The 19,810-nt window shown below is 43.9% G+C and carries 15 protein-coding genes and 1 riboswitch; of the genes, 9 read left to right on the top strand and 6 right to left on the bottom strand.

The window, feature by feature from the left end; genetic code table 11:
* Nucleotides 1–109 precede the first annotated feature (109 nt).
* Together rfbB and DXD04_RS07855 are read right to left on the bottom strand one after the other, a co-directional pair.
* Entirely contained in the window at nucleotides 110–1,249 is a 1,140-nt protein-coding gene (gene rfbB / locus DXD04_RS07850; protein ID WP_117672388.1) for a dTDP-glucose 4,6-dehydratase, read from the bottom strand.
* A 63-nt stretch (nucleotides 1,250–1,312) separates the two neighbouring features.
* On the bottom strand, nucleotides 1,313–1,804 hold the full coding sequence (locus DXD04_RS07855; protein ID WP_022053423.1) for a metallophosphoesterase family protein: 492 nt from the start codon (nucleotides 1,802–1,804) through the stop codon (nucleotides 1,313–1,315).
* 63 nt (nucleotides 1,805–1,867) lie between these two features.
* Between DXD04_RS07855 and DXD04_RS07860 the strand changes: the two genes are divergently transcribed.
* Complete coding sequence (locus DXD04_RS07860) at nucleotides 1,868–3,925, top strand: RNA degradosome polyphosphate kinase (protein ID WP_117672390.1); 2,058 nt, start codon at nucleotides 1,868–1,870, stop codon at nucleotides 3,923–3,925.
* Here DXD04_RS07860 and DXD04_RS07865 read toward each other — a convergent pair.
* Nucleotides 3,922–5,382 (bottom strand): potassium/proton antiporter, encoded by a 1,461-nt coding sequence (locus DXD04_RS07865; RefSeq protein ID WP_117672461.1) that lies wholly within the window; start codon nucleotides 5,380–5,382, stop codon nucleotides 3,922–3,924. The genes DXD04_RS07860 and DXD04_RS07865 overlap by 4 nt on opposite strands.
* A 394-nt stretch (nucleotides 5,383–5,776) precedes the next feature.
* A riboswitch (cobalamin riboswitch) is annotated at nucleotides 5,777–5,985 on the top strand.
* Between the two features lie 59 nt (nucleotides 5,986–6,044).
* Here DXD04_RS07865 and DXD04_RS07870 point away from each other — a divergent pair.
* From DXD04_RS07870 to DXD04_RS07905, 8 genes are all read left to right on the top strand, one after another.
* Nucleotides 6,045–8,072 carry a TonB-dependent receptor plug domain-containing protein gene (locus DXD04_RS07870; RefSeq protein ID WP_409034799.1) on the top strand — a complete coding sequence of 676 codons (2,028 nt, stop codon included), beginning with the start codon at nucleotides 6,045–6,047 and terminating at the stop codon, nucleotides 8,070–8,072.
* 17 nt (nucleotides 8,073–8,089) lie between these two features.
* The gene (locus DXD04_RS07875; protein ID WP_117672392.1) at nucleotides 8,090–9,181 is read left to right on the top strand and encodes a YncE family protein; all 1,092 of its coding nucleotides are present in this window, start codon (nucleotides 8,090–8,092) and stop codon (nucleotides 9,179–9,181) included.
* A gap of 5 nt (nucleotides 9,182–9,186) precedes the next feature.
* On the top strand, nucleotides 9,187–10,323 hold the full coding sequence (locus DXD04_RS07880) for an ABC transporter substrate-binding protein (RefSeq protein ID WP_117672394.1): 1,137 nt from the start codon (nucleotides 9,187–9,189) through the stop codon (nucleotides 10,321–10,323).
* Complete coding sequence (locus tag DXD04_RS07885) at nucleotides 10,320–11,360, top strand: iron ABC transporter permease (protein WP_117672396.1); 1,041 nt, start codon at nucleotides 10,320–10,322, stop codon at nucleotides 11,358–11,360. Before DXD04_RS07880 ends, DXD04_RS07885 begins: the two co-directional genes overlap by 4 nt.
* On the top strand, nucleotides 11,360–12,373 hold the full coding sequence (locus DXD04_RS07890; protein WP_117672397.1) for an ABC transporter ATP-binding protein: 1,014 nt from the start codon (nucleotides 11,360–11,362) through the stop codon (nucleotides 12,371–12,373). Before DXD04_RS07885 ends, DXD04_RS07890 begins: the two co-directional genes overlap by 1 nt.
* A gap of 75 nt (nucleotides 12,374–12,448) precedes the next feature.
* Complete coding sequence (locus DXD04_RS07895) at nucleotides 12,449–12,862, top strand: hypothetical protein (RefSeq protein ID WP_117672399.1); 414 nt, start codon at nucleotides 12,449–12,451, stop codon at nucleotides 12,860–12,862.
* The gene (locus tag DXD04_RS07900) at nucleotides 12,849–14,147 is read left to right on the top strand and encodes a DUF3440 domain-containing protein (protein WP_117672401.1); all 1,299 of its coding nucleotides are present in this window, start codon (nucleotides 12,849–12,851) and stop codon (nucleotides 14,145–14,147) included. The genes DXD04_RS07895 and DXD04_RS07900 overlap by 14 nt, the downstream gene beginning before the upstream one ends.
* Nucleotides 14,138–14,680 (top strand): IbrB-like domain-containing protein, encoded by a 543-nt coding sequence (locus DXD04_RS07905; protein WP_177298805.1) that lies wholly within the window; start codon nucleotides 14,138–14,140, stop codon nucleotides 14,678–14,680. Before DXD04_RS07900 ends, DXD04_RS07905 begins: the two co-directional genes overlap by 10 nt.
* Nucleotides 14,681–14,687: 7 nt before the next feature.
* On the opposite strand, the gene DXD04_RS07910 is transcribed toward DXD04_RS07905, so the two are convergent.
* Genes DXD04_RS07910 through DXD04_RS07920 form a run of 3 tightly spaced genes read right to left on the bottom strand, consistent with a single transcriptional unit; the run spans nucleotide 14,688 to nucleotide 19,801 of the window.
* Nucleotides 14,688–15,257, bottom strand: a complete 570-nt coding sequence (locus DXD04_RS07910; RefSeq protein ID WP_117672403.1) for a chromate transporter — start codon at nucleotides 15,255–15,257, stop codon at nucleotides 14,688–14,690.
* A gap of 13 nt (nucleotides 15,258–15,270) precedes the next feature.
* On the bottom strand, nucleotides 15,271–15,813 hold the full coding sequence (locus DXD04_RS07915; protein ID WP_117672405.1) for a chromate transporter: 543 nt from the start codon (nucleotides 15,811–15,813) through the stop codon (nucleotides 15,271–15,273).
* Between the two features lie 10 nt (nucleotides 15,814–15,823).
* Complete coding sequence (locus DXD04_RS07920) at nucleotides 15,824–19,801, bottom strand: hybrid sensor histidine kinase/response regulator transcription factor (RefSeq protein ID WP_117672407.1); 3,978 nt, start codon at nucleotides 19,799–19,801, stop codon at nucleotides 15,824–15,826.
* Nucleotides 19,802–19,810: the final 9 nt, after the last annotated feature.

Genomic DNA, 19,810 nt, shown 5'->3' on the forward strand with positions numbered 1-19,810 from the left:
TCTTTTTACTTACTGATAAAGTGAAAAGGAAATGCTGAAAATAAAAAATGTCATTCTGGAAATCTCTTTCCGGAATGACATTCTATTATGTAATATAAAGAAAGGCTGTTTAGCGATTCTTGTACATGTTTTCGTAGTAGTTCTGGTATTCGCCGCTGGTTACGTTTTTCACCCATTTCTGGTTGTCAAGATACCATCGGATGGTTTTTACGATACCATCTTCAAATTTAGTCTCTGGAGTCCATCCGAGTTCGCGGGTAATTTTAGTCGGATCGATGGCATAACGCTGGTCGTGTCCGAGTCTGTCCTTGACAAAAGTAATCAGCGAATCGTTAATCCAGTCAATGCTGATTTGTCCGTCAGGAGTCATCTCTTTCTTTTTAAGAATGCTCCGGTATTCCGGCTGCTCGGTCATTATCTGGTGAATAGTAGCAATGGTCAGTTTGACGATTTCAATATTCTGTTTTTCGTTATGACCTCCTACATTATAAATTTCACCGTCCTTGCCGTTGCGGACAATCATGTCGATGGCTTTGCAGTGGTCTTCCACGTAGAGCCAGTCGCGTACATTGGTTCCATCTCCGTATACAGGCAGGCGTTTTCCTTCCAGAATATTCTTGATGATAAGCGGAATCAGCTTTTCAGGGAAGTGATAAGGACCGTAGTTGTTGGAGCAGCGGCTGATAGTTACAGGCATTTTATAAGTGTCGCGGTAAGCCATCACAATCAGGTCGGCACTGGTCTTTGAAGCGCTGTACGGACTGTGCGGACAGAGGGGAGTTTCTTCTGTGAAATACCCTTCTGCACCCAAAGAACCGTATACTTCATCGGTCGATACCTGATGGAAGCGAACACCTTTTCTCCAGGTTGGATATCCGTTTTCATCCTTTCCGGTGACCCATGCCCGGCGGGCTGCATCCAGCAAGTTCTGGGTTCCCAAGATGTTGGTCTGCAAGAATAGTTGCGGATTTTCGATGCTGCGGTCTACATGACTTTCGGCTGCGAAATTCACGATGTAATCAAATTTGTAATCAGCAAATAGCTGGTCGGCCAGGTTACGGTCGCAGATATTTCCTTTTACGAAGAAGCAGCGTTCATTGTCGATGTCCTGTGAAATAGTTTCTAAATTTCCCGCATACGTCAATGCGTCGAGGATGACAATTTTGACGTCATCATGTTTGCCTAAAATATATTTTATATAGTTGGCTCCGATGAATCCGGCAGCTCCAGTAACTAAATAAGTTTTCATATAGAGTTTTATTTTGGGTGCAAATTTCGGAAAGTTTTTTGAATGTGACAAGATTTTTTTGTTTTAATCATTCAGCTCAATCACCTCCAAATCGGAGAAATTTCCGTTTTCTATGCTGAAGCGTACAAGGGTTCGTACCTTATGAAAACCATATTTCCCTGCCGCTCCCGGGTTGATGTGAAGTAGTCCCAGACTGGAATCGTATTTGACTTTCAGAATGTGTGAATGACCGCTGATAAACAGCTTGGGAGGCTGTGTCATGAGTGTTTTTCGGATGGAAGGATCGTACTTCCCGGGATAACCTCCGATATGTTTGATGAGTACGTCAGTGCCTTCTAACTGGAAACGGTTGATTTCCGGAAAGCGTATGCGCAGGTCTTGTCCGTCGATGTTTCCGTAGACAGCCCGCAGTGGACGGAATGCGGCCAACCGTTCAGCTACTTCCAGTGAACCGATGTCACCGGCATGCCATATTTCATCACACGTATCAAAATATTTCAGATAACGTTCGTCCCAGTAGGCATGGGTATCAGATAAGAGTCCGATTCTTTTCATTTTTCTTTTGCTTTTGTCCGGCAAAGATACTACATTTGAAAAAACCTTGAATGATTTCAGTATATGGAAAGCCACTATAACTATTTCAACCGCGATATAAGTTGGTTGTCATTTAATCACCGCGTATTATTGGAGGCAGATGATGATACGCTTCCTTTGTTCGAGAGAGTCAATTTCATAGCTATTTATTCGTCTAACCTGGAAGAGTTTTACCAGGTACGTGTGGCAGAACATAAGGCGGTTGCATCTGGAGGTAAGAGTGAAGACATGACCGTGGATGAGGCTCATGCCCTTATCCGGCAGATTACGGATACCGTGAACCGTCAGCTGGAAGATCGTGTGCGTATCTATGAAGAAAAGATTCTTCCTGCATTGCGGCGCAATCATGTGGTGTTTTATCAGAGTAAAAGCGAGGTGGAGGATTTTCATAAGGAATTTGTATACCGCTTTTTTATGGAAGAAGTGTTTCCCTATATTCAGCCGGTGAAGATTGATCCGGAAAACGTACGCTTTTTCTTGCGGGACAGACGTTTGTATCTGGCTGTAAAGGTATGGAAGGATGCGCAGGAGAAGCCGGAATATTATATTATAAAAATGCCTTATAGTAAGGTGCCCCGTTTTGTACAGCTTCCTTCGCATGAGGGAAACTATTACCTCATGTTTCTGGAGGATATAATTAAGGCAAACTTGAAGGAAGTGTTTATCGGCTACGAAGTAGAGTGCAGTTACTGTTGTAAGATTTCACGTGATGCCGATGTGTTTGTAGATGATGTACCTGCAGAGAGCATGGTGGAAAAACTGAAGGAGAAGGTGAAGAAACGTAAGATTGGGGCCATCTGCCGTTTTGTGTATGACCGGAAAATGCCGGATGATTTTCTGGATGCCCTGGTAGAAGCGCTGGGAATCAACCGGGAAGAACTTGTGCCGGGTGACAAGCATCTGAATTTGGAAGACTTGGCGTCCCTTCCCAATCCGAATCCGGATATTCCTGCCATCGTCAAGCCGCAGCCGATGTTCTTGCCCGGGATGAACGAAAAACACTTTATGTATCGCCGGATAGCCAAACGGGATATGCTGCTTTATTATCCGTATCATAGTTTTGAACATTTCATTCATTTTCTGTATGAAGCCGTTCACGATCCATTTTGTCGTGAAATCATGATTACGCAGTATCGTGTGGCGGAACATTCGGAAGTGATTAATGCCTTGATTGCTGCCGCACGAAACGGGAAGCATGTCACGGTGTTTGTGGAACTGAAAGCCCGCTTTGATGAGGAAAATAACCTGGCTACAGCCGAATTGATGCGGAAGGCAGGGATTGACATTATATTCAGCATTCCGGGACTGAAAGTACATGCCAAGGTAGCATTGATTCTCCGGAAGAATGACAAGGGAGAACGGTTAAGAAGCTACGCGTATGTCAGTACGGGTAATTTTAATGAGAAGACGGCAAAGATTTATGCAGACATAGCTTTGTATACTTGCAACAAGCAGATAGTGGACGATATGTGTACCCTGTTTAAGGTCTTGCGGAAGGAAGTGACAGAGCCTCGTTTCAAACGCCTGTTGATAGCACGGTTCAATCTGCTTCCGGAATTGAAAGCCCTCATTCAGCGGGAAATAGATTTGGTGAAAGAGGGAAAGCCAGGCCGGATTATTTTGAAGATGAATGCCTTGCAGGATACGGCTATGATAGATGAACTGTATCGTGCCAGTGAGGCAGGGGTACAGATTGATTTGATTGTAAGAGGAATCTGCTGCCTGGTGCCGGGAGAATCGTTTAGTCGGAATATTCGGGTTACCCGTATTGTGGACAGTTTCTTGGAGCATGCCCGTGTGTGGTACTTTGGGAATGGAGGTGATCCGTTAGTTTTTATCGGTTCGCCCGACTGGATGCGTCGTAATCTGTATCGTCGTATCGAGGCGGTAACTCCTATTCTCGACGGCAGACTTCGTCGGGAATTGACAGACATGCTGGAACTCCAGTTATCGGCCAATCGGAAAGCATGTTGGGTAGACAATCAGTTGCGGAATATCTTTAAAAGAAAACCGGGTAACGATGATGTACGTGCGCAGTATGATTTTTATGAATATTTGAAAAACAAGTTGGCTGAGAACTAATCAGCCGACTTGTTTTTATTTTCTGATATAAGCAGCAGCTTGTCGCCCGGCTGGAGCTTCATCTGTCCGTTGGGAATCAGGAACTCATTGCCGCGTTTCACCAGCATGACCAGTGTGCCTTTGGGCAGCTGCATTTCCGCCAGGGTATCTTTTTCTTCCAGCATCTCGGCAGTCAGGGTGAGGTCGTTCAGCTGGGTGTCGATTTCCTCGGGCAGTTCCACTCCGAACTCATTGCCTTCTTTAGGAGCCGGCAAGTCCAGGTGCAGGAACTTGGCCGCCCGGGTGATGCTCATTCCCTGGATAATCAGCGAAAGGAGGGTGATGAAGAACACGATATTGAACAACTGCTGCGAGCCGTCGATTTCGGCCAGCACTGGATAAGTGGCGAAGATGATGGGGGTAGCCCCTCTCAGTCCCACCCACGAGACGAACAGCCTGCCTTTGTTCGTGATGTTGCGGAAAGGAAGCAGGCAGAGGAATACGCTGAGCGGACGTGCCACGAGAATCATGAACACGCCGATGAGCAAGCCCACAGCCGTGATGTCGAGCATTTCGTGCGGGTTGACCAGCAGTCCCAGGGTGATGAAGATGACAATCTGGAACAGCCAGGTCAGTCCGTTCATGAAGGTGCTGATTTCTTTCCGGAAAGCCAGCCGGGTATTTCCGAGGATGACTCCCATGATGTACACCGCCAGGTAAGCGTTTCCTTTCAGCTGGTCGGTAATGGTGAAGGTGATGAACAGCAGGCTTAATAGGAGGATGGGATAGAGCGAGCTGTTCGACAGGTTGATGCGGTTAATCAGCCACACGCTGAACCGTCCCATGGCATAGCCGATTACTCCTCCAAAGAAGAACTGCACGAGCAGGTCCTTGATAATCAGCAGGAAATCGGGACTGCTTCCGCTCGAAATCACCTGAATCAGCACGATGGTCAGCATGTAGGCCACCGGGTCGTTGCTTCCGCTTTCCAGTTCCAGCATGGGGCGCAGGTTCTGTTTCAGGTTCATGCGCTGGGAGCGGAGAAGGTTGAACACCGAGGCCGAATCGGTGGACGACATGGTGGCGGCAAGCAGCAAGGAACACATCAGCGTCAGGTTGATGTTCGTCTGGTTCCAGTTTGAGATATAGAAGATGAAAACACCGGTCAGCAGGGTGGTCAGCAGCACGCCGGCGGTGGAAAGGACGATACCCGGCGTGAGCACCGGCTTTATATCGGAGTATTTGGTGTCCATCCCTCCGGAGAAAAGGATGATGCTCAGTGCCATCATTCCGATGAACTGCGCGTCCGAGGCACTGTTGAACTGTAGTCCGAGTCCGTCACTTCCGAAGCCCATTCCCACGAGCAGGAACAGTAAAAGGGTAGGGATACCGAACCGGTATCCGGTCTTGCTGATGAGGATGCCGGAAAAGATAAGCACAGACCCTACCATCAGTATGTTTTCAGCTGTAAAAATCATGATTGTGTAGTAATAAATAAAGTAATGTGAATGTTGTATATGTATTATAATGCCTGAAGGTAAGAAAATGTTTGGCAGGCAGATGCTTTTCGTAACGATTTTTGTGAATTTTTTGTCTCCTCTGTGGCTTTTTTTTACCATGTATTTGCATAAAGTGAAAAATTCCAGGACAAATTCTCTGTTTCACACTGTGAAATACAAAAACCACAGTGTGGGATACATATTTCACAGTGTGGGACACAAATCTCACACTGTGAAACAGAGAATTCTTCCCTACGTTTTGTGAAATATATAAAGAGAAAATCAGGAAGATGTAGGGTAATTCGTTCTTGTTTGTAGGATGGTACTATAATTCTGTATGAATTTATTTTTGTTTTCAAGGAAAAATGTATATTTGCAATGTTTTGTTCCGTATTGATTTCCGGTTCGGCGAAATCACGGATGAAAAGGGAATCGGGTGAAAGTCCCGGACAGTCCCGCTGCTGTAAGCTCCAGACATTTACGTTTGTCTACCCTCTGCAAGGCCACTGTCTTTTAAATGAAGATGGGAAGGCAAGACAAACGGGAGTAAGTCAGAAGACCTGCAAAACAAAGTCATGCTTGCATTCTCGAGGAAAGGATGGCAAGAACGTGCGTAATGTAGAATTACAATTAAAATTTGAATGAAAAGATTGAAGAAACTGGCTATTACTGTCGGCTGTCGCTTTTTTATAGCTATGTGTCTTTGCATGTTTGCAGGTGTAGATATTATTTATGCCCAACATGCAGAGTCTGATAGTATTACAGGAAAGGTGCACCAGATTCCGGATGTGACGGTGAGTGTAAGAAAAACGCCTCAGGCTGTTAAAGCTACCTCTCCATTACAGGTGATGGGAAAAATGGAAATGGAGCGTTTGGGCGTGCATGAGGTAGCTGATGCGGTGCGTCATTTCTCAGGAGTGACAGTGAAAGATTATGGCGGTATCGGAGGATTGAAGACTATTTCGGTTCGCAGTTTGGGGACTCAGCATACAGGAGTGATTTATGATGGGGTAGCTGTCAGTGATTGTCAGTCAGGGCAAGTCGATATATCACGTTTTTCTTTGGATAACGTATCTCAACTTACCATGACTATTGGGCAAAGTGATGATATATATCAGACTGCACGTGCTTTTGCTTCTGCTGGCGTATTGACTATTCAGACTTCCAGACCTGATTTTCAGGAAACATCTTATCATGTGAATGCAAATTTGAAAGCGGGCTCATTCGGGCTGGTCAATCCCTCCGTTTTGTATAATCAAAAGGTGACAGATAATACCTCTTTATCGTTTTATGGTGATTTTTTGCGTGCAGATGGTAATTACCCTTTTAAAATGTGGAATGGGAATGCGCTGATTGATAGTAAGCGAAACAACAGTGATATACGGACTTATCGCGCGGAAGCTACTTTGTATACAAGTTTTACTTCCACACAGGACTTGCAAGTGAAAGCCTATCTTTTTGATTCGGAACGCGGACTTCCGGGAGGGGTGATCTATGATAATCCGTATGCAGCAGAGCGGCTTTTTGATAAAAACTATTTCGGGCAGTTCCGGTATGAAAATCGTTTTTCTGACCGACTTAAACTACAGGCTTTGGGTAAGTTTAATTACAGTTGGAACCGGGACTATAATGATGAGGCCTCAGGTATAACCGATGACCGTTATCGGCAGACGGAAACCTATTTGTCAGCCACTTTATGGGGAGATTTAGGCAAAGGATTTTCTTTGTCTCTGGCACAAGATTTTGCCTATAATTATTTACATACTACCCTGGATCAATGTCAGTTTCCACAGCGATATACGTTGTTGACCGCATTGGGTGCGCAATATCAGCGTAACTCGTTTACAGCAACTGCTTCTTTATTGAACACCTATATTACGGAAGATGTACGTATTGGAACAGCGGCGGCAGACCGTAAGCGTCTTTCTCCTGCATTTAGTGTTTCATGGAAACCTTTTGGGGAAATCGGATTGCGCTTCCGGGCATCCTATAAAGATATTTTCCGTACTCCGACATTCAATGATTTATACTATTTGGTGATAGGAAATAGCAGCTTACGTCCAGAAACAACCAAGCAGGGAAATTTGGGAGTGACTTGGAGCGGATCAAAATTAGGTTTTCTTGATTTCCTGAGTCTGTCTGCCGATACTTATTATAATAAGGTAAAAGATAAGATTGTGGCTGTGCCGACTATGTTTGTCTGGAAAATGATGAATGTCGGGAAGGTGAAGACGATAGGTGTGGATGTAAATTTATCTGCTGAATCACGAGTGACAGACTGGTTGAAATTTTATTTGACTACTAATTATAGCTTTATGCAGGCAGAGGATGTTACCGATCCAGATTCCAAAACATGGAGGAATCAGATTGTGTATACACCTCGGCATTCTGGTGGTGGAAACTTTACCATTGAAACGCCTTGGGTAAATTTGTCTTATAATCTTACTTATGCGTCGGAACGATATACGTTGGCACAAAACTTACCGGATTATCGTATTAAGCCTTATTCAGACCATGGTATATCGTTGTCACGTAAATTCTCTTGGAAACGGCATCAGCTGCGTGTACAGTTGGATGCCTTGAATCTTTCTGGCAAGAATTATGAGGTTATTCGTTTTTATCCGATGCCTGGAAGAAATTACAAGCTTTCTATTAATTACTATTTATAAATTAAATTGAGAAAAAAATGAAAAAGAATTGGCTTTATTCGATTTTGATGGCAATCCCTTTGATGAGTGGCTTGACTGCATGTAATAATGAGGATGATCCTAATCCAAATCCAAATCCTAATCCGGAGCCTACTACTACTTATGGGGCTTATATTGTAAATACCGGAAATTGGGGAGCAAATGATGGCTCTATTCAATGGTTTGACATGGAAAAACAAACGGTTAGCGGTGATTTGTATCAGGCACAGAATGGAAAAGGAATAGGAGATGTGCAAGATTTGTGTGTGTATGGTTCGAAAATGTATGCCATTGGAAGTACGTCTTCTAAAATAGAAGTGTTGGATTTGAGTGGGAAACTGTTGAAAAGTATTCCAATGAAGACGACGGATGATCAACCGATGGAGCCTAGATGTGCAATCGGAGCAGAAGGATTCGTATTTGTTACAGCTTATGATGGAACTGTTTCAAAATTAGACACATTGAATTTGAATGTAGTGGGAAAGGTTGCTGTAGGTGCTTATCCAGAAGCTTTGACTTATGCAAAAGGCAAACTTTATGTGAATATTTCAGGTTACGGTGCAGGAGATAAAGTGGCCGTAGTAAATGCCTCGTCTTTGACTAAGGAGAAAGAAATTACAGTGATGTTGAATCCTGCTTATCAGTGCTTGACAGGAGCAGACGGTTATGTGTATGTGGTATCACAAGGTAATTATGCTGGTAGTGATAAAATTCCTGAAGAACAATGGATTTATCAGACGCTTCAGCGTATAGATCCGGCTACGGATGAGGTAGAAAAATTGTGTAATGCAACTTATATAGCAAATAAAGGAGACAAAATGTATATTCTTTATGCTGAATATTATTTGCCTGATACGCATAGATGTTTTGTGTATGATTTAAAAACGAAGAAAGAAACTCCGTTTGTAGATTTATCTACAATTCCAAGTCCACAGTTTATAGCGGTTGATCCTGTATCTGAGGATGTATATATTGGAAATCGTAATTCTGGTGCGTTGGATGATGTATATATTTATTCTAAAGACGGACAGTTTAAGAAAAAGATAGAAACCGGAAACTATACAACTAACATCCGTTTCTTAGCTGAATAAGATTTATGAAACAAATTTTACTATCTGCCCATATAGTAATTACAGTCTTGCTTCTCTCTGCCTGCGGCGGAGGAAGCAAGACTTCTTCCGTTCAGGAGGAAGGAGATACCCTGAAAATGAGGTATGCCACCAACTTGTCTGTGGTAAAGTTTCCTGATTATACCATGGTTTCTATCCGTAACCCATGGGATACATTGAAAATATTGCATACTTATCTGTTGACTGATAAGACTCAGCCGGTTCCTGAGAATTTGCCGGAAGGGACTGTTGTACGGGTTCCGTTAGAACGGGCCGTGGTGTATTCTGTGGTGCATGGAAGTGTACTGAAAGAGTTGGGACAGGCAAAAAGTATCAAGGGAGTCTGTAACCTGGAATATTTTAAGATGCCAGAGGTGCAGGATGGATGCCGGAATGGAGAAATCGTAGATTGCGGAAACGGAATGAATCCGGATATTGAGAAAATTATCGACCTTCGTCCGGATGCCATCATGCTTTCTCCGTTTGAGAACAGCGGAGGATACGGTCGGGTAGGAAAGTTGGGAGTACCCGTAATCGAATGTGCGGATTACATGGAAACCTCCCCGTTAGGACGTGCAGAATGGCTGCGCTTTTACGGATTGCTGGTAGGGCAGGAACAGAGAGGAGATTCACTTTTTGCACAGATAGAAAAAGAATACCTGGCATTAAAGGATTTGGCGGCACAGGCAACCTCTCGTCCTACGGTATTAAGTGATTTGAAGTATGGCTCTGCATGGTATATCGCCGGAGGACAGAGTACCACTGGACGCTTGTATGCGGATGCCGGGGCAGACTATGTTTTTGCAGAACTGCCGAACAGCGGTTCTGTGCCGATGGCTTTTGAAACCGTCTTCGACAAAGGTGAGCATGCCGATTTCTGGTTGATAAAATACAATCAGCCACAGGATAAGACCTATAAGGAACTTCAGAAGGATTATTCGCTTTATGCGCGTTTCAAGGCATTCCGCGAACGTCGGATTTATGGATGCAACACCCATCGGATACCTTTTTATGAGGAGTCACCTTTTCATCCGGAGATATTGTTGAAAGATATGGTAAAAATATTCCATCCCGAGTTGCTGGAAGGCTATGAACCGAAATATTTTAGTAATTTAGCGGAATGATACATTCTGATAAAAAGCATTATGTGGTATTCGGCACCCTGGCTCTTTTGATAGTGCTTTTAGTGGTAGCCAATTTATTTTTAGGTTCGGTAAATATTCCGGCGCAGGAAGTGCTACGCATTTTAAGCGGCGAAGAGGCTGAAAAGGCAAGTTGGACGTTTATCGTTTGGGAATCGCGTTTTCCTCAATGCATCACAGCCTTGCTTTGTGGAGCAGCCTTGTCGGCTTCCGGACTGATGTTGCAGACGGTGTTCAGTAACCCATTGGCCGATTCGTCTATTTTAGGTATCAGTTCAGGAGCCAGCTTGGGAGTAGCGCTTGTGATGCTCGCCGGAGGAGGAACCATTGCCACAGGTGTGTTTACACTTTCCGGGTTTTTCTCTGTCATATTAGGCGCATTTTTGGGGGCTGTAGCTGTGTTGGCTTTGGTCTTGTTTTTATCCTCTTTGATAAAAAGTAATGTAATGCTGCTCATAGCCGGCATCATGATTGGCTATATTACTTCTTCACTGATTTCTTTGTTGAACTTCTTTGCTACGGCAGAAGGAGTACACTCGTATATGGTGTGGGGAATGGGAAACTTTGGTGGGGTTTCTTTGGAACAGCTTCCGGCTTTTTCATTACTGACCGTGGTAGGGTTGTTAGTGGCTGTCATGCTTATTAAGCCTTTGAATGCCCTGCTTTTGGGACCGCGTTATGCCGAAAATTTGGGAGTGAATATTCGCCGGGTACGCAACTTCTTATTATTGGCTACCGGATTGCTGACTGCGGTAACGACTTCATTCTGTGGCCCTATCTCTTTTATCGGTCTGGCAGTTCCTCATCTGGCTCGTTTGATGCTGGGTACCTCCAACCATAATTCGCTGATGCCTGTTACGCTGCTTGCCGGAGGAGCATTGGCATTGCTGTGTAACTTGATTTGCGTACTTCCGGGAGAGTCAGGAGTGATACCGCTGAATGCCGTAACTCCAATCTTAGGAGCGCCGGTCATTATTTATGTGATCATTAACCAACGTCGAATTCAATATTTTAACTGATGAGTCAATCGGAAATCGTGGTAGAGGGTCGTAACCTGACAATCGGTTATCAGGTAGGGAAGAAGCGGACGGAAGTGCATTCTAGGCTGAATTTTCAGCTTTTTCGTGGAGAACTGACATGTCTGCTAGGAGCGAACGGAGCAGGTAAATCTACCTTGCTTCGCACTTTGGCGGCTGCTCAACCGTTTTTATCTGGCGACTTGAAACTGTTGGGGCGTGATTTGTCTGCCTACTCCGAACGTGAGTTGTCAAGAACCATAGGGGTCGTATTGACAGACCGTACGCAAGCAGGAGGGTTGACAGTATATGAACTGGTCGCCTTGGGACGACAGCCTTATACAGGATTTTTCGGACGTTTGGATAAGACCGACAAGCAGTTGGTAGAACATGCACTGCAAGCCGTAGAGATAGCTCATAAGGCACGGTGTTATATGGCTGAACTTTCTGACGGAGAACGACAGAAAGTGATGATTGCCAAAGCACTGGTGCAGGAATGTCCGTTGATATTATTGGATGAGCCGACTGCTTTCTTGGATGTGGTAAGCCGCATTGAAATCATGAATCTGTTGCATCGTTTGGCTATAGAGGAAAAGAGAGCAATTCTTTTGTCTACGCATGATATTGAACAGGCACTGGTCTTGTCTGATCGCCTTTGGTTGCTTTCTTCAACCGGAGGACTGGAATGTGGTGTGACGGAAGATTTGATATTGCGCAACCGGATGGATACATTGTTTGCCAATCATGCCCGGATAAAGTTTGATTTGATGCACGGTGGCTTTTCTCCTGAAGTGTCGGGAGAGAAATCCATTGTGTTAAAGGCGGAAGATGAGGTGCTGCGTCATTGGGCACAAAATGCCTTGAACCGTCATCACTACTTTTGTCTGGATGCCTGTGCTTCCGCCCAGAAGTTGCCTTTACTGGATGTGCAAGCACCCGATATGCTTCTTTATACGGATGAGAACGGACAGACTACATGCTATTCTACTTTTGAGGCATTGCTTCATGATATATAATTATTAGTGAATAAGCTTATTTGAAAGATATTTGTTATTTTTGCTTGACATAGTTGAAACGAAAATAATAGATATATGATAGCTGTGATAAAAATGGCCGGCACATCTCCTGAACTGTATAGCTGCGTAGCTCCGTTGGTGATGAATCCGGAAATTATTAAGTATAATCATAATTATCCTTTTAAAACTGGTGAATCGTTTGTTTGGTTTGTAGCCTTTGCAGACGATGGCAATCACGTTTTAGGCTTTTTTCCTGTGGAAATACGGAAAAAATCTGCGATAATCAACAATTATTATGTGGAGGAGGATACAAAGGATGTGTTTTTGAGTTTATTGGAAGCTGTGACAAATGAATTTCTATCTACGGAAAAGGAACTGGAGGCGGTAGTCCAAAAGCCTCATGAATCTTATTTTCAGACGCAAGGATTTGAAATAGTACGTGCATGGAGTTTGTATCTTAAAATGAAGAAAACGAATGAAGAAGAATGAGAACGTGAAAAATGTGTACGAGCTGGCACAAGAACGTCTGGCTGTACTTTTCAAGGAGTTTGACAATATTTATGTGTCATTTTCCGGTGGAAAGGACAGTGGAGTACTGCTGAATCTTTGCATTGATTATATACGCCGGAACAACTTGAAGATAAAGCTTGGTGTATTTTTCATGGATTATGAGGTGCAGTATGACCATACCATCGCATTTATCAATCGTATTTTGGAAAATAATAAGGACATACTGGAGGTATATCGGATTTGTGTTCCCTTTAAAGTGAGAACCTGTACTTCCATGTACCAGCATTACTGGCGTCCATGGGATGAGGCCCTTCGTGACATCTGGGTACGAGAGATGCCGGAAGGGGTTATGAAGGCGGAAGATTTTACTTTTTTTCATGACAACATGTGGGATTATGAGTTTCAGTTACGTTTTGCCGCCTGGTTGCATGAAAAGAAAAAGGCTGTCCGTACGGCTTGTCTGGTGGGTATACGTACACAGGAAAGTTACAATCGCTGGCGTACCATTTATGGCGGTTTGAAGCAGCAGCTTTATCACAACTATCAGTGGAGTTCGAAGATTGCCAATGATGTATATAATCTTTATCCCATTTATGACTGGAAAACTACGGATATCTGGACTGCTAATGGAAAGTTTGGTTGGGATTACAATCGTTTGTATGATCTTTATTATTACGCAGGTGTAAGTCTGGAACGTCAGCGAGTGGCCAGTCCCTTCATTGGTGAAGCCATTGAAAGTCTGCATTTATACAAGGTGATTGAGCCGGATACCTGGGGACGAATGATTGGGCGTGTGAACGGGGTTAATTTCTCTGCCATTTATGGAGGAACACATGCGATGGGATATGGTTCAGTCAAGTTGCCGGAAGGGCATACCTGGAAATCGTTTATGGAGTTTCTGCTTTCTACACTTCCAGAGGAAACCCGCAGGGGATATTTGAGTAAACTTCATACCAGCATTAAGTTTTGGAGAACGAAAGGGGGCTGCCTGAGTGATGAGACCATAGCCAAACTCGAAAGCATGAATATCCCAATTACGGTGAGAAACAAGAGCAACTACAAGACGACTAAGCGTCCGGTGATGATGGAGTACCTGGATGATATTGATATTGCAGAATTCAGAGAAATTCCTACTTACAAGCGTATGTGTCTGTGCATACTGCGTAATGATTATGCCTGTAAATATATGGGATTTGCCGTAAGCAAGGAAGAGAAAAAGATGAAAGATTATATTTTACAACAATATAAAAAGATATGGACATAGAAGAGAAAACAAGTCCGGTTTACCATGTAAAAGCCGTACCGGTGGAGAAGGTGTGTGCCAACAATTATAATCCGAATGTGGTAGCTCCTCCGGAAATGAAGCTGCTGGAACTGTCTATTTGGGAAGACGGTTTCACGATGCCTTGTGTATGCTATTATGACAAGGAAAATGACAAGTATATTATTGTAGATGGTTTTCACCGCTATCAGGTGCTGAAAACCTCCCGACGGATTTATGAGCGGGAGAAAGGTATGCTTCCGGTGGTAGTGATTGACAAGGATTTGTCCAACCGTATGGGCTCTACTATCCGTCATAATCGTGCGCGAGGTACTCATGACATCGGGTTGATGACGAATATTGTGTCAGAATTGACTCAGGCAGGCATGTCGGATAAATGGATTATGAAAAATATAGGTATGGATAAGGATGAACTGCTTCGCTTGAAACAGGTATCGGGCCTGGCATCCTTGTTTGCCGACAATGACTTTTCTATCCCCACTCCCCAGTCTATTTTACCGGAGAGTGAAGAGTAAAGTTGATTTAGTATATAAAGTAGCCTAAGACACCACTGCATACAATCAGCAGAATCGGATTTACTTTGTATCGGTTGGAAGCAATGAAACATCCGATAAAAAGCAGGATGCTGATGACAACCTGATACGTGTCTGTTCCGAAGTTTTCTCCGTTCATCAATACGAGAGCGGCTGCCGCAAGCAGTCCGACTACTCCGGGGCGCAGCCCATTAAACACGGCTTCTACTGCCGGATGGCGTTGGTACTTCAGGAAAAAACGGCTGATAAATATCATGAGTATAAATGAGGGTAATACCACTGAGAAGGTGGCTACCGTAGAGCCTAATATGCCGGCTGCGTGCGAGTAGCCGTCATTTACCATAGCCGTATAGCCTACGTAGGTCGCAGAATTGATACCGATAGGACCGGGAGTCATCTGGCTGATAGCGATGATGTCCGTAAAATCGGACGAACTGAGCCATTCGTAACGGGTGACTACCTCTCCTTGTATCATGGAAATCATGGCGTAACCTCCACCAAATCCGAATAAGCCTATTTTGAAAAACGTATAGAATAGTTTCAGTAATAAAAGTACCATAGTTTATCTCCTTTTAGTTATATTTCTTTTGGTAGCGTCCATACAGGTAACCTCCTAATCCGCTGAGGATGATGACGTAGATAGGCGAAAAGCCAAGAAGCCATATCAGTAGTGCCGAAACCACCGGAATCCAGATATTGTATCGGTTGATACGGGCTGATTTTGCCATTTTGAAGGTAGGAGCTGCAATCAAGGCTACTACCGCAGGACGGATGCCTTTGAACACATGTTCTACGGCTTCCACATGCTGGAATTGTCTGAAGAATAGAGCGATGGTCAGAATAATGAGAAAGGAGGGAAGTATGGTGCCAAGTGCCATCCAGAAAGCTCCCCAGAATCCTTTCAGCTTATAGCCGATAAAGATGGCTATGTTGACGGCAAAGATGCCCGGCACAGTTTGCGCCAGTGCCATCAAGTCCAGAAAGTCTTCCTTTTTCACCCATTTTCGTTTGTCTACCAGGTCAGCTTCTATCAAGGGAACCATGGCATATCCTCCTCCTATGGTGAATAATCCTATCCGGAAGAAGATGAGAAATGCTCTTAAATAGAAATTCATGTTATTGCGTTTAGTTCTTTTTCATATAAATGCTTGGGGGTACCCCATAAAACTTTTTAAAGGTATCCGTAAAATATTTGGGGTCGGCAAAGCCCATTTTGTCTGAAACTTCGGCTACCGTATAGCGCTGGCTCTTTAACATCAGGGCGGCCTCCTGCATTCGGATGTTACGGATAAATTCAGCCGGAGCTATGCCTGTCAAAGCCTTAATCTTATTGTAGAAGCTGGTGCGGCTCATGTTGACCGAAGCGCATAAGGTATCTACATTGAAGTTCTTGCCTAATCCTTCCTTGACCAGTTCGGTCACTTTCTGGATAAACTCATCGTCCAGACTTGTAGGTAATTCTACGGCAGGAGCTTCCTCCGGCAATGCCGTGACAGCCGATTTGAAACGATTGCGTAGCATCTTCCGGTTTGCTATCAGCGTGCGTATGGTAGCTTTCAATATGTGTACGTCAAAGGGTTTCACTAAATATTGGTCGGCTTTGATTTCCAGTCCCTCTAAAATATGCTCCTTATCACCAAGTGCGGTGAGCAGAATGATAGGGATGTGACTGGTTTCCATCTGACTTTTTACTATCTGACACATCTTCTTGCCATCCATTACCGGCATCATGATGTCGGAAAGAATCAGGTCGGGCTGACGTTCATTGATGAAGTCAAGTGCTTCTTGTCCGTTGCCTGCACCTTCCACCTGGTAGGTGTCCGACAGGCTGTGGATAATGAATGACCGCAATGGAGCATTGTCTTCTACAACCAATATTAATGGAGCCTGCTCGTCTGTCTGTGAGTCGGTAAACTGGATGTCGGTCGTGATATTTCCTGCTGTTTCTTGTTCCGTAGTCAGTACTTTATCAGTGCCCTCTTTTTCCTCCTTTTTATATTGATAGTTTTTACTTCGTATCGGGAAGGTCAGCTGGAAGGTTGTACCCACATTTTCGGTGCTGGTAAATGAAATCTTACCTTCGTGATTCTCAATCAGGCGGTACGTCAGCAGCATGCCGATGCCGCATCCGGTAGTAGTCTGGTTGGCCGTATTATATCCTCTGAACAGATATTTGAAGAGCTTTTTCTGGTCTTCCTTGTTCATTCCGATACCTGTGTCCGAGAGGAAAAGTGTCCATGTGTTTTTGTTGCTTTCCGCTTTTAATGATACACGTCCGCCTTGTGGCGTATATTTTAAGGCATTAGAAAGCAGGTTGCGCAAAATGGAATCCATCTTGCTCGTATCAATCCACACATCCAGACTGTCGAACGAACTTTCGTAGGAAAGCGTGATGTCCTTTTGACGAGCAAAACTATCAAACTGATGCATATAGTTGCTCAGATAATGATTCAGTTCGTGCGCCGTCACGATGGTCTGTGAGGAATATAATTCTTCCTTCTGGAAATTAATCAGGTTATTGGCCAGTTCAGCCAGGTTCTCTGTGCTCTGCATGGCCAGTTGGATGTTCTTTTGTCCGTTTTCACTCAGACTTTCCTTTTCCATGATTTCACTCAGAGGAGCCTTGATCATGGTCAGCGGAGTGCGTATGTCGTGCGCGGCATGCGTGAAGAAATTGATTTTTTCTTCCGAAGTTTTTCGTTCGCGCTTGATAATCTGATAGCGCAGGAAGGCGTATGCCGCTCCGATAATGAACAGGGCATAAATCAGGAATGCCCAGAAAGTGAGCCAGAAAGGACGTTCTACCAAGATTTGTATTTCCCTTTCTTCCAGTATCTGCTGGTTGTCGAGCAGAATGGAGCGTACCTTCAGCGTATAGTTTCCCGGCGACAAGTTGGTGTACCGTATGGTTCCGTTGCTGGTGGGAGGAGTCCACTGGTCATAGAACCCTTCCAGTTTCCAGCTGTACAGAATGCTCGATGGATTGTCGAAATTGATGGAAGACACATCCATGGAGAACGTGTTCTGGTCGTATTTCAATTGGATGAAATTGGTTTCGTCCAAAATTTTTGTCAAAGGAGAATTCTTTTCCATCGGGTGCACCGGATGATACATGATGTTCAGATTAGAGAATACCATGTGGCTGGAAAAGCTTGAGGGCAGTTCCAGACTGTCGGGCAGAATGATGACACCTTCGTTGCTTCCAAAAATCAGCTGACCGTTTCGGGTATGTATTCCGGCAGTCGGATTGAAGTTTGCTCCTTGCAATCCCTGTTCCCGTGTCCAGTTGGTAAAGGTCTGTTCTTTCCGGTTGTAGAAAGACAGTCCGTTTTCTGTACCTAAAAACAGATTCCCGTTTTTGTCCGGAACAATACTATAGATATTGTTTGTCTGCAAGCCGCTGTTGTTGGCCATGCAGTGTGTGATTTCATTCGTTTGATTATCAATGATAAACAATCCGTTTCCGTAGGTGCCGACATAGGTCTTTTTCAGGTCGGGAGTATTGTAGATTGCATTGATACAGCCGAAATCTTCTTTTTCCATGTAAGGATACAGTTGCCGTTTCGTTTTATCGAATACATACAATCCTTGTATGGTTCCTACCCAGAAGGAATTTTCATTTCTTTCTAAAAGATACGTGATAGGGTAGGAGCTGCTGTATTCCTGCTTTTCCTGTGTGCGTGTGTCAAAGCTTTTCAGGCTGTAGAATCCTCCACTCCAGATAACCTCATTCTTGTCTTTTATCAGTCCGCGGATGTATTTGTCCGGAGTTTCACGTGCCTGCGATTTTCCTTGCTGATGGAAGGTCGTAGTTCCAGCCTTCTTGTCTATGCGGAAGATACCGGACATATAGCCTCCGGCCAGGATAATTCCCGGTCTTATTTCGCATACGGACAAGAAAATATGGTTTTCATATTGAGGAAGTTCCTTCTCCGTACAATAGCTTTTCCACTTCTTTTCACTGATGTCATAACAGCTTATTCCGTTGCAGGTGGCATACCATATATCTCCTTCAGAATCCTCCATGATGCCGTTGATGCAGTCATTTGACAAGGTGTTACTGCTGTTCGACGCATGTTTGAACCATTGGTATTCAGGGTACTTTTCGGAATAGATGGTAATGCCGATAGGATAAATCACGTTCCAGATACGGTTGTTCTGGTCCATGTAAATATCCTTGATGATGCTTCCGTTCATCTTGTTGAAGCTCTCATTGTCTTCTTTTAAGAAATGAGAAAGTTCTTTTTTCTTGACATCCAGTTTATATACTCCGTCACCATCGGTTGCAATGAACACCTCATCCAGGTTTTTCCGGTTGGGCGTGATGGTGTTTACCCCGATGTCTTTCAGGTGTTTCCCGAGGTCTGTCAGCTCTCCGCTTTCAGGGGTATAAATAAACAGCTTATCAAGCAGGGCATTGATGATAAGCTTGTTGGTAGGCTTATGATAATAAATGTAATCAATGATGTTGATATTGGAAATATCAATTTTCCGTACGTTGGTTAATTCTCCTTTGTTCAGGGTAGCTGAATACAAGGTTTGTTCGGTCGAAATAAAATAGTTATTTCCCTTTGCCTGTGTGATGCAGGTTACTTTTCCTGGAATTTTATGACTTATTTTTCTGGTCTTCTGAGTATCTCCATTGTAGATGTACTGATAACCTTCTGTGCAGAACCAGATATTTTTTTCTTCGTCCAGATAAATGCAGGTTATCGGACACTTTTGAGTTTCCGGATACTGTTCATGCAAGTCGAATACCAACTGGAAGGAGTCTCTGGCCTCATTCAGATTGAATACCAGTCCGTCTTTTCCGATTTCCCATAACTTCTTTTCTCTGTCAGTCTTTAAAATATTCAGATTAGGGAAACAGTTGACAACTGCACCATTTTTAATCAGCGGATAGTGTGTAAACTGCTTTCCGTTATAGCGGTCTATACCCTTGTGGGTAAGAATCCAGATGTAATCATATTCTCCTTGTTGAATAGAGAGAACTCTTCGGCTGCTGAGTCCGTCTGCTATACCGATATATTGAAATATTTGTGCCTCTGAACGTGTGTATATGACAGATAATAAGAGGCAAATGAGATAAATAAATTTCTGCATAATACTTTT

It is taken from the genome of Phocaeicola plebeius, assembly GCF_003437535.1.
Lineage (GTDB): Bacteria > Bacteroidota > Bacteroidia > Bacteroidales > Bacteroidaceae > Phocaeicola > Phocaeicola plebeius_A.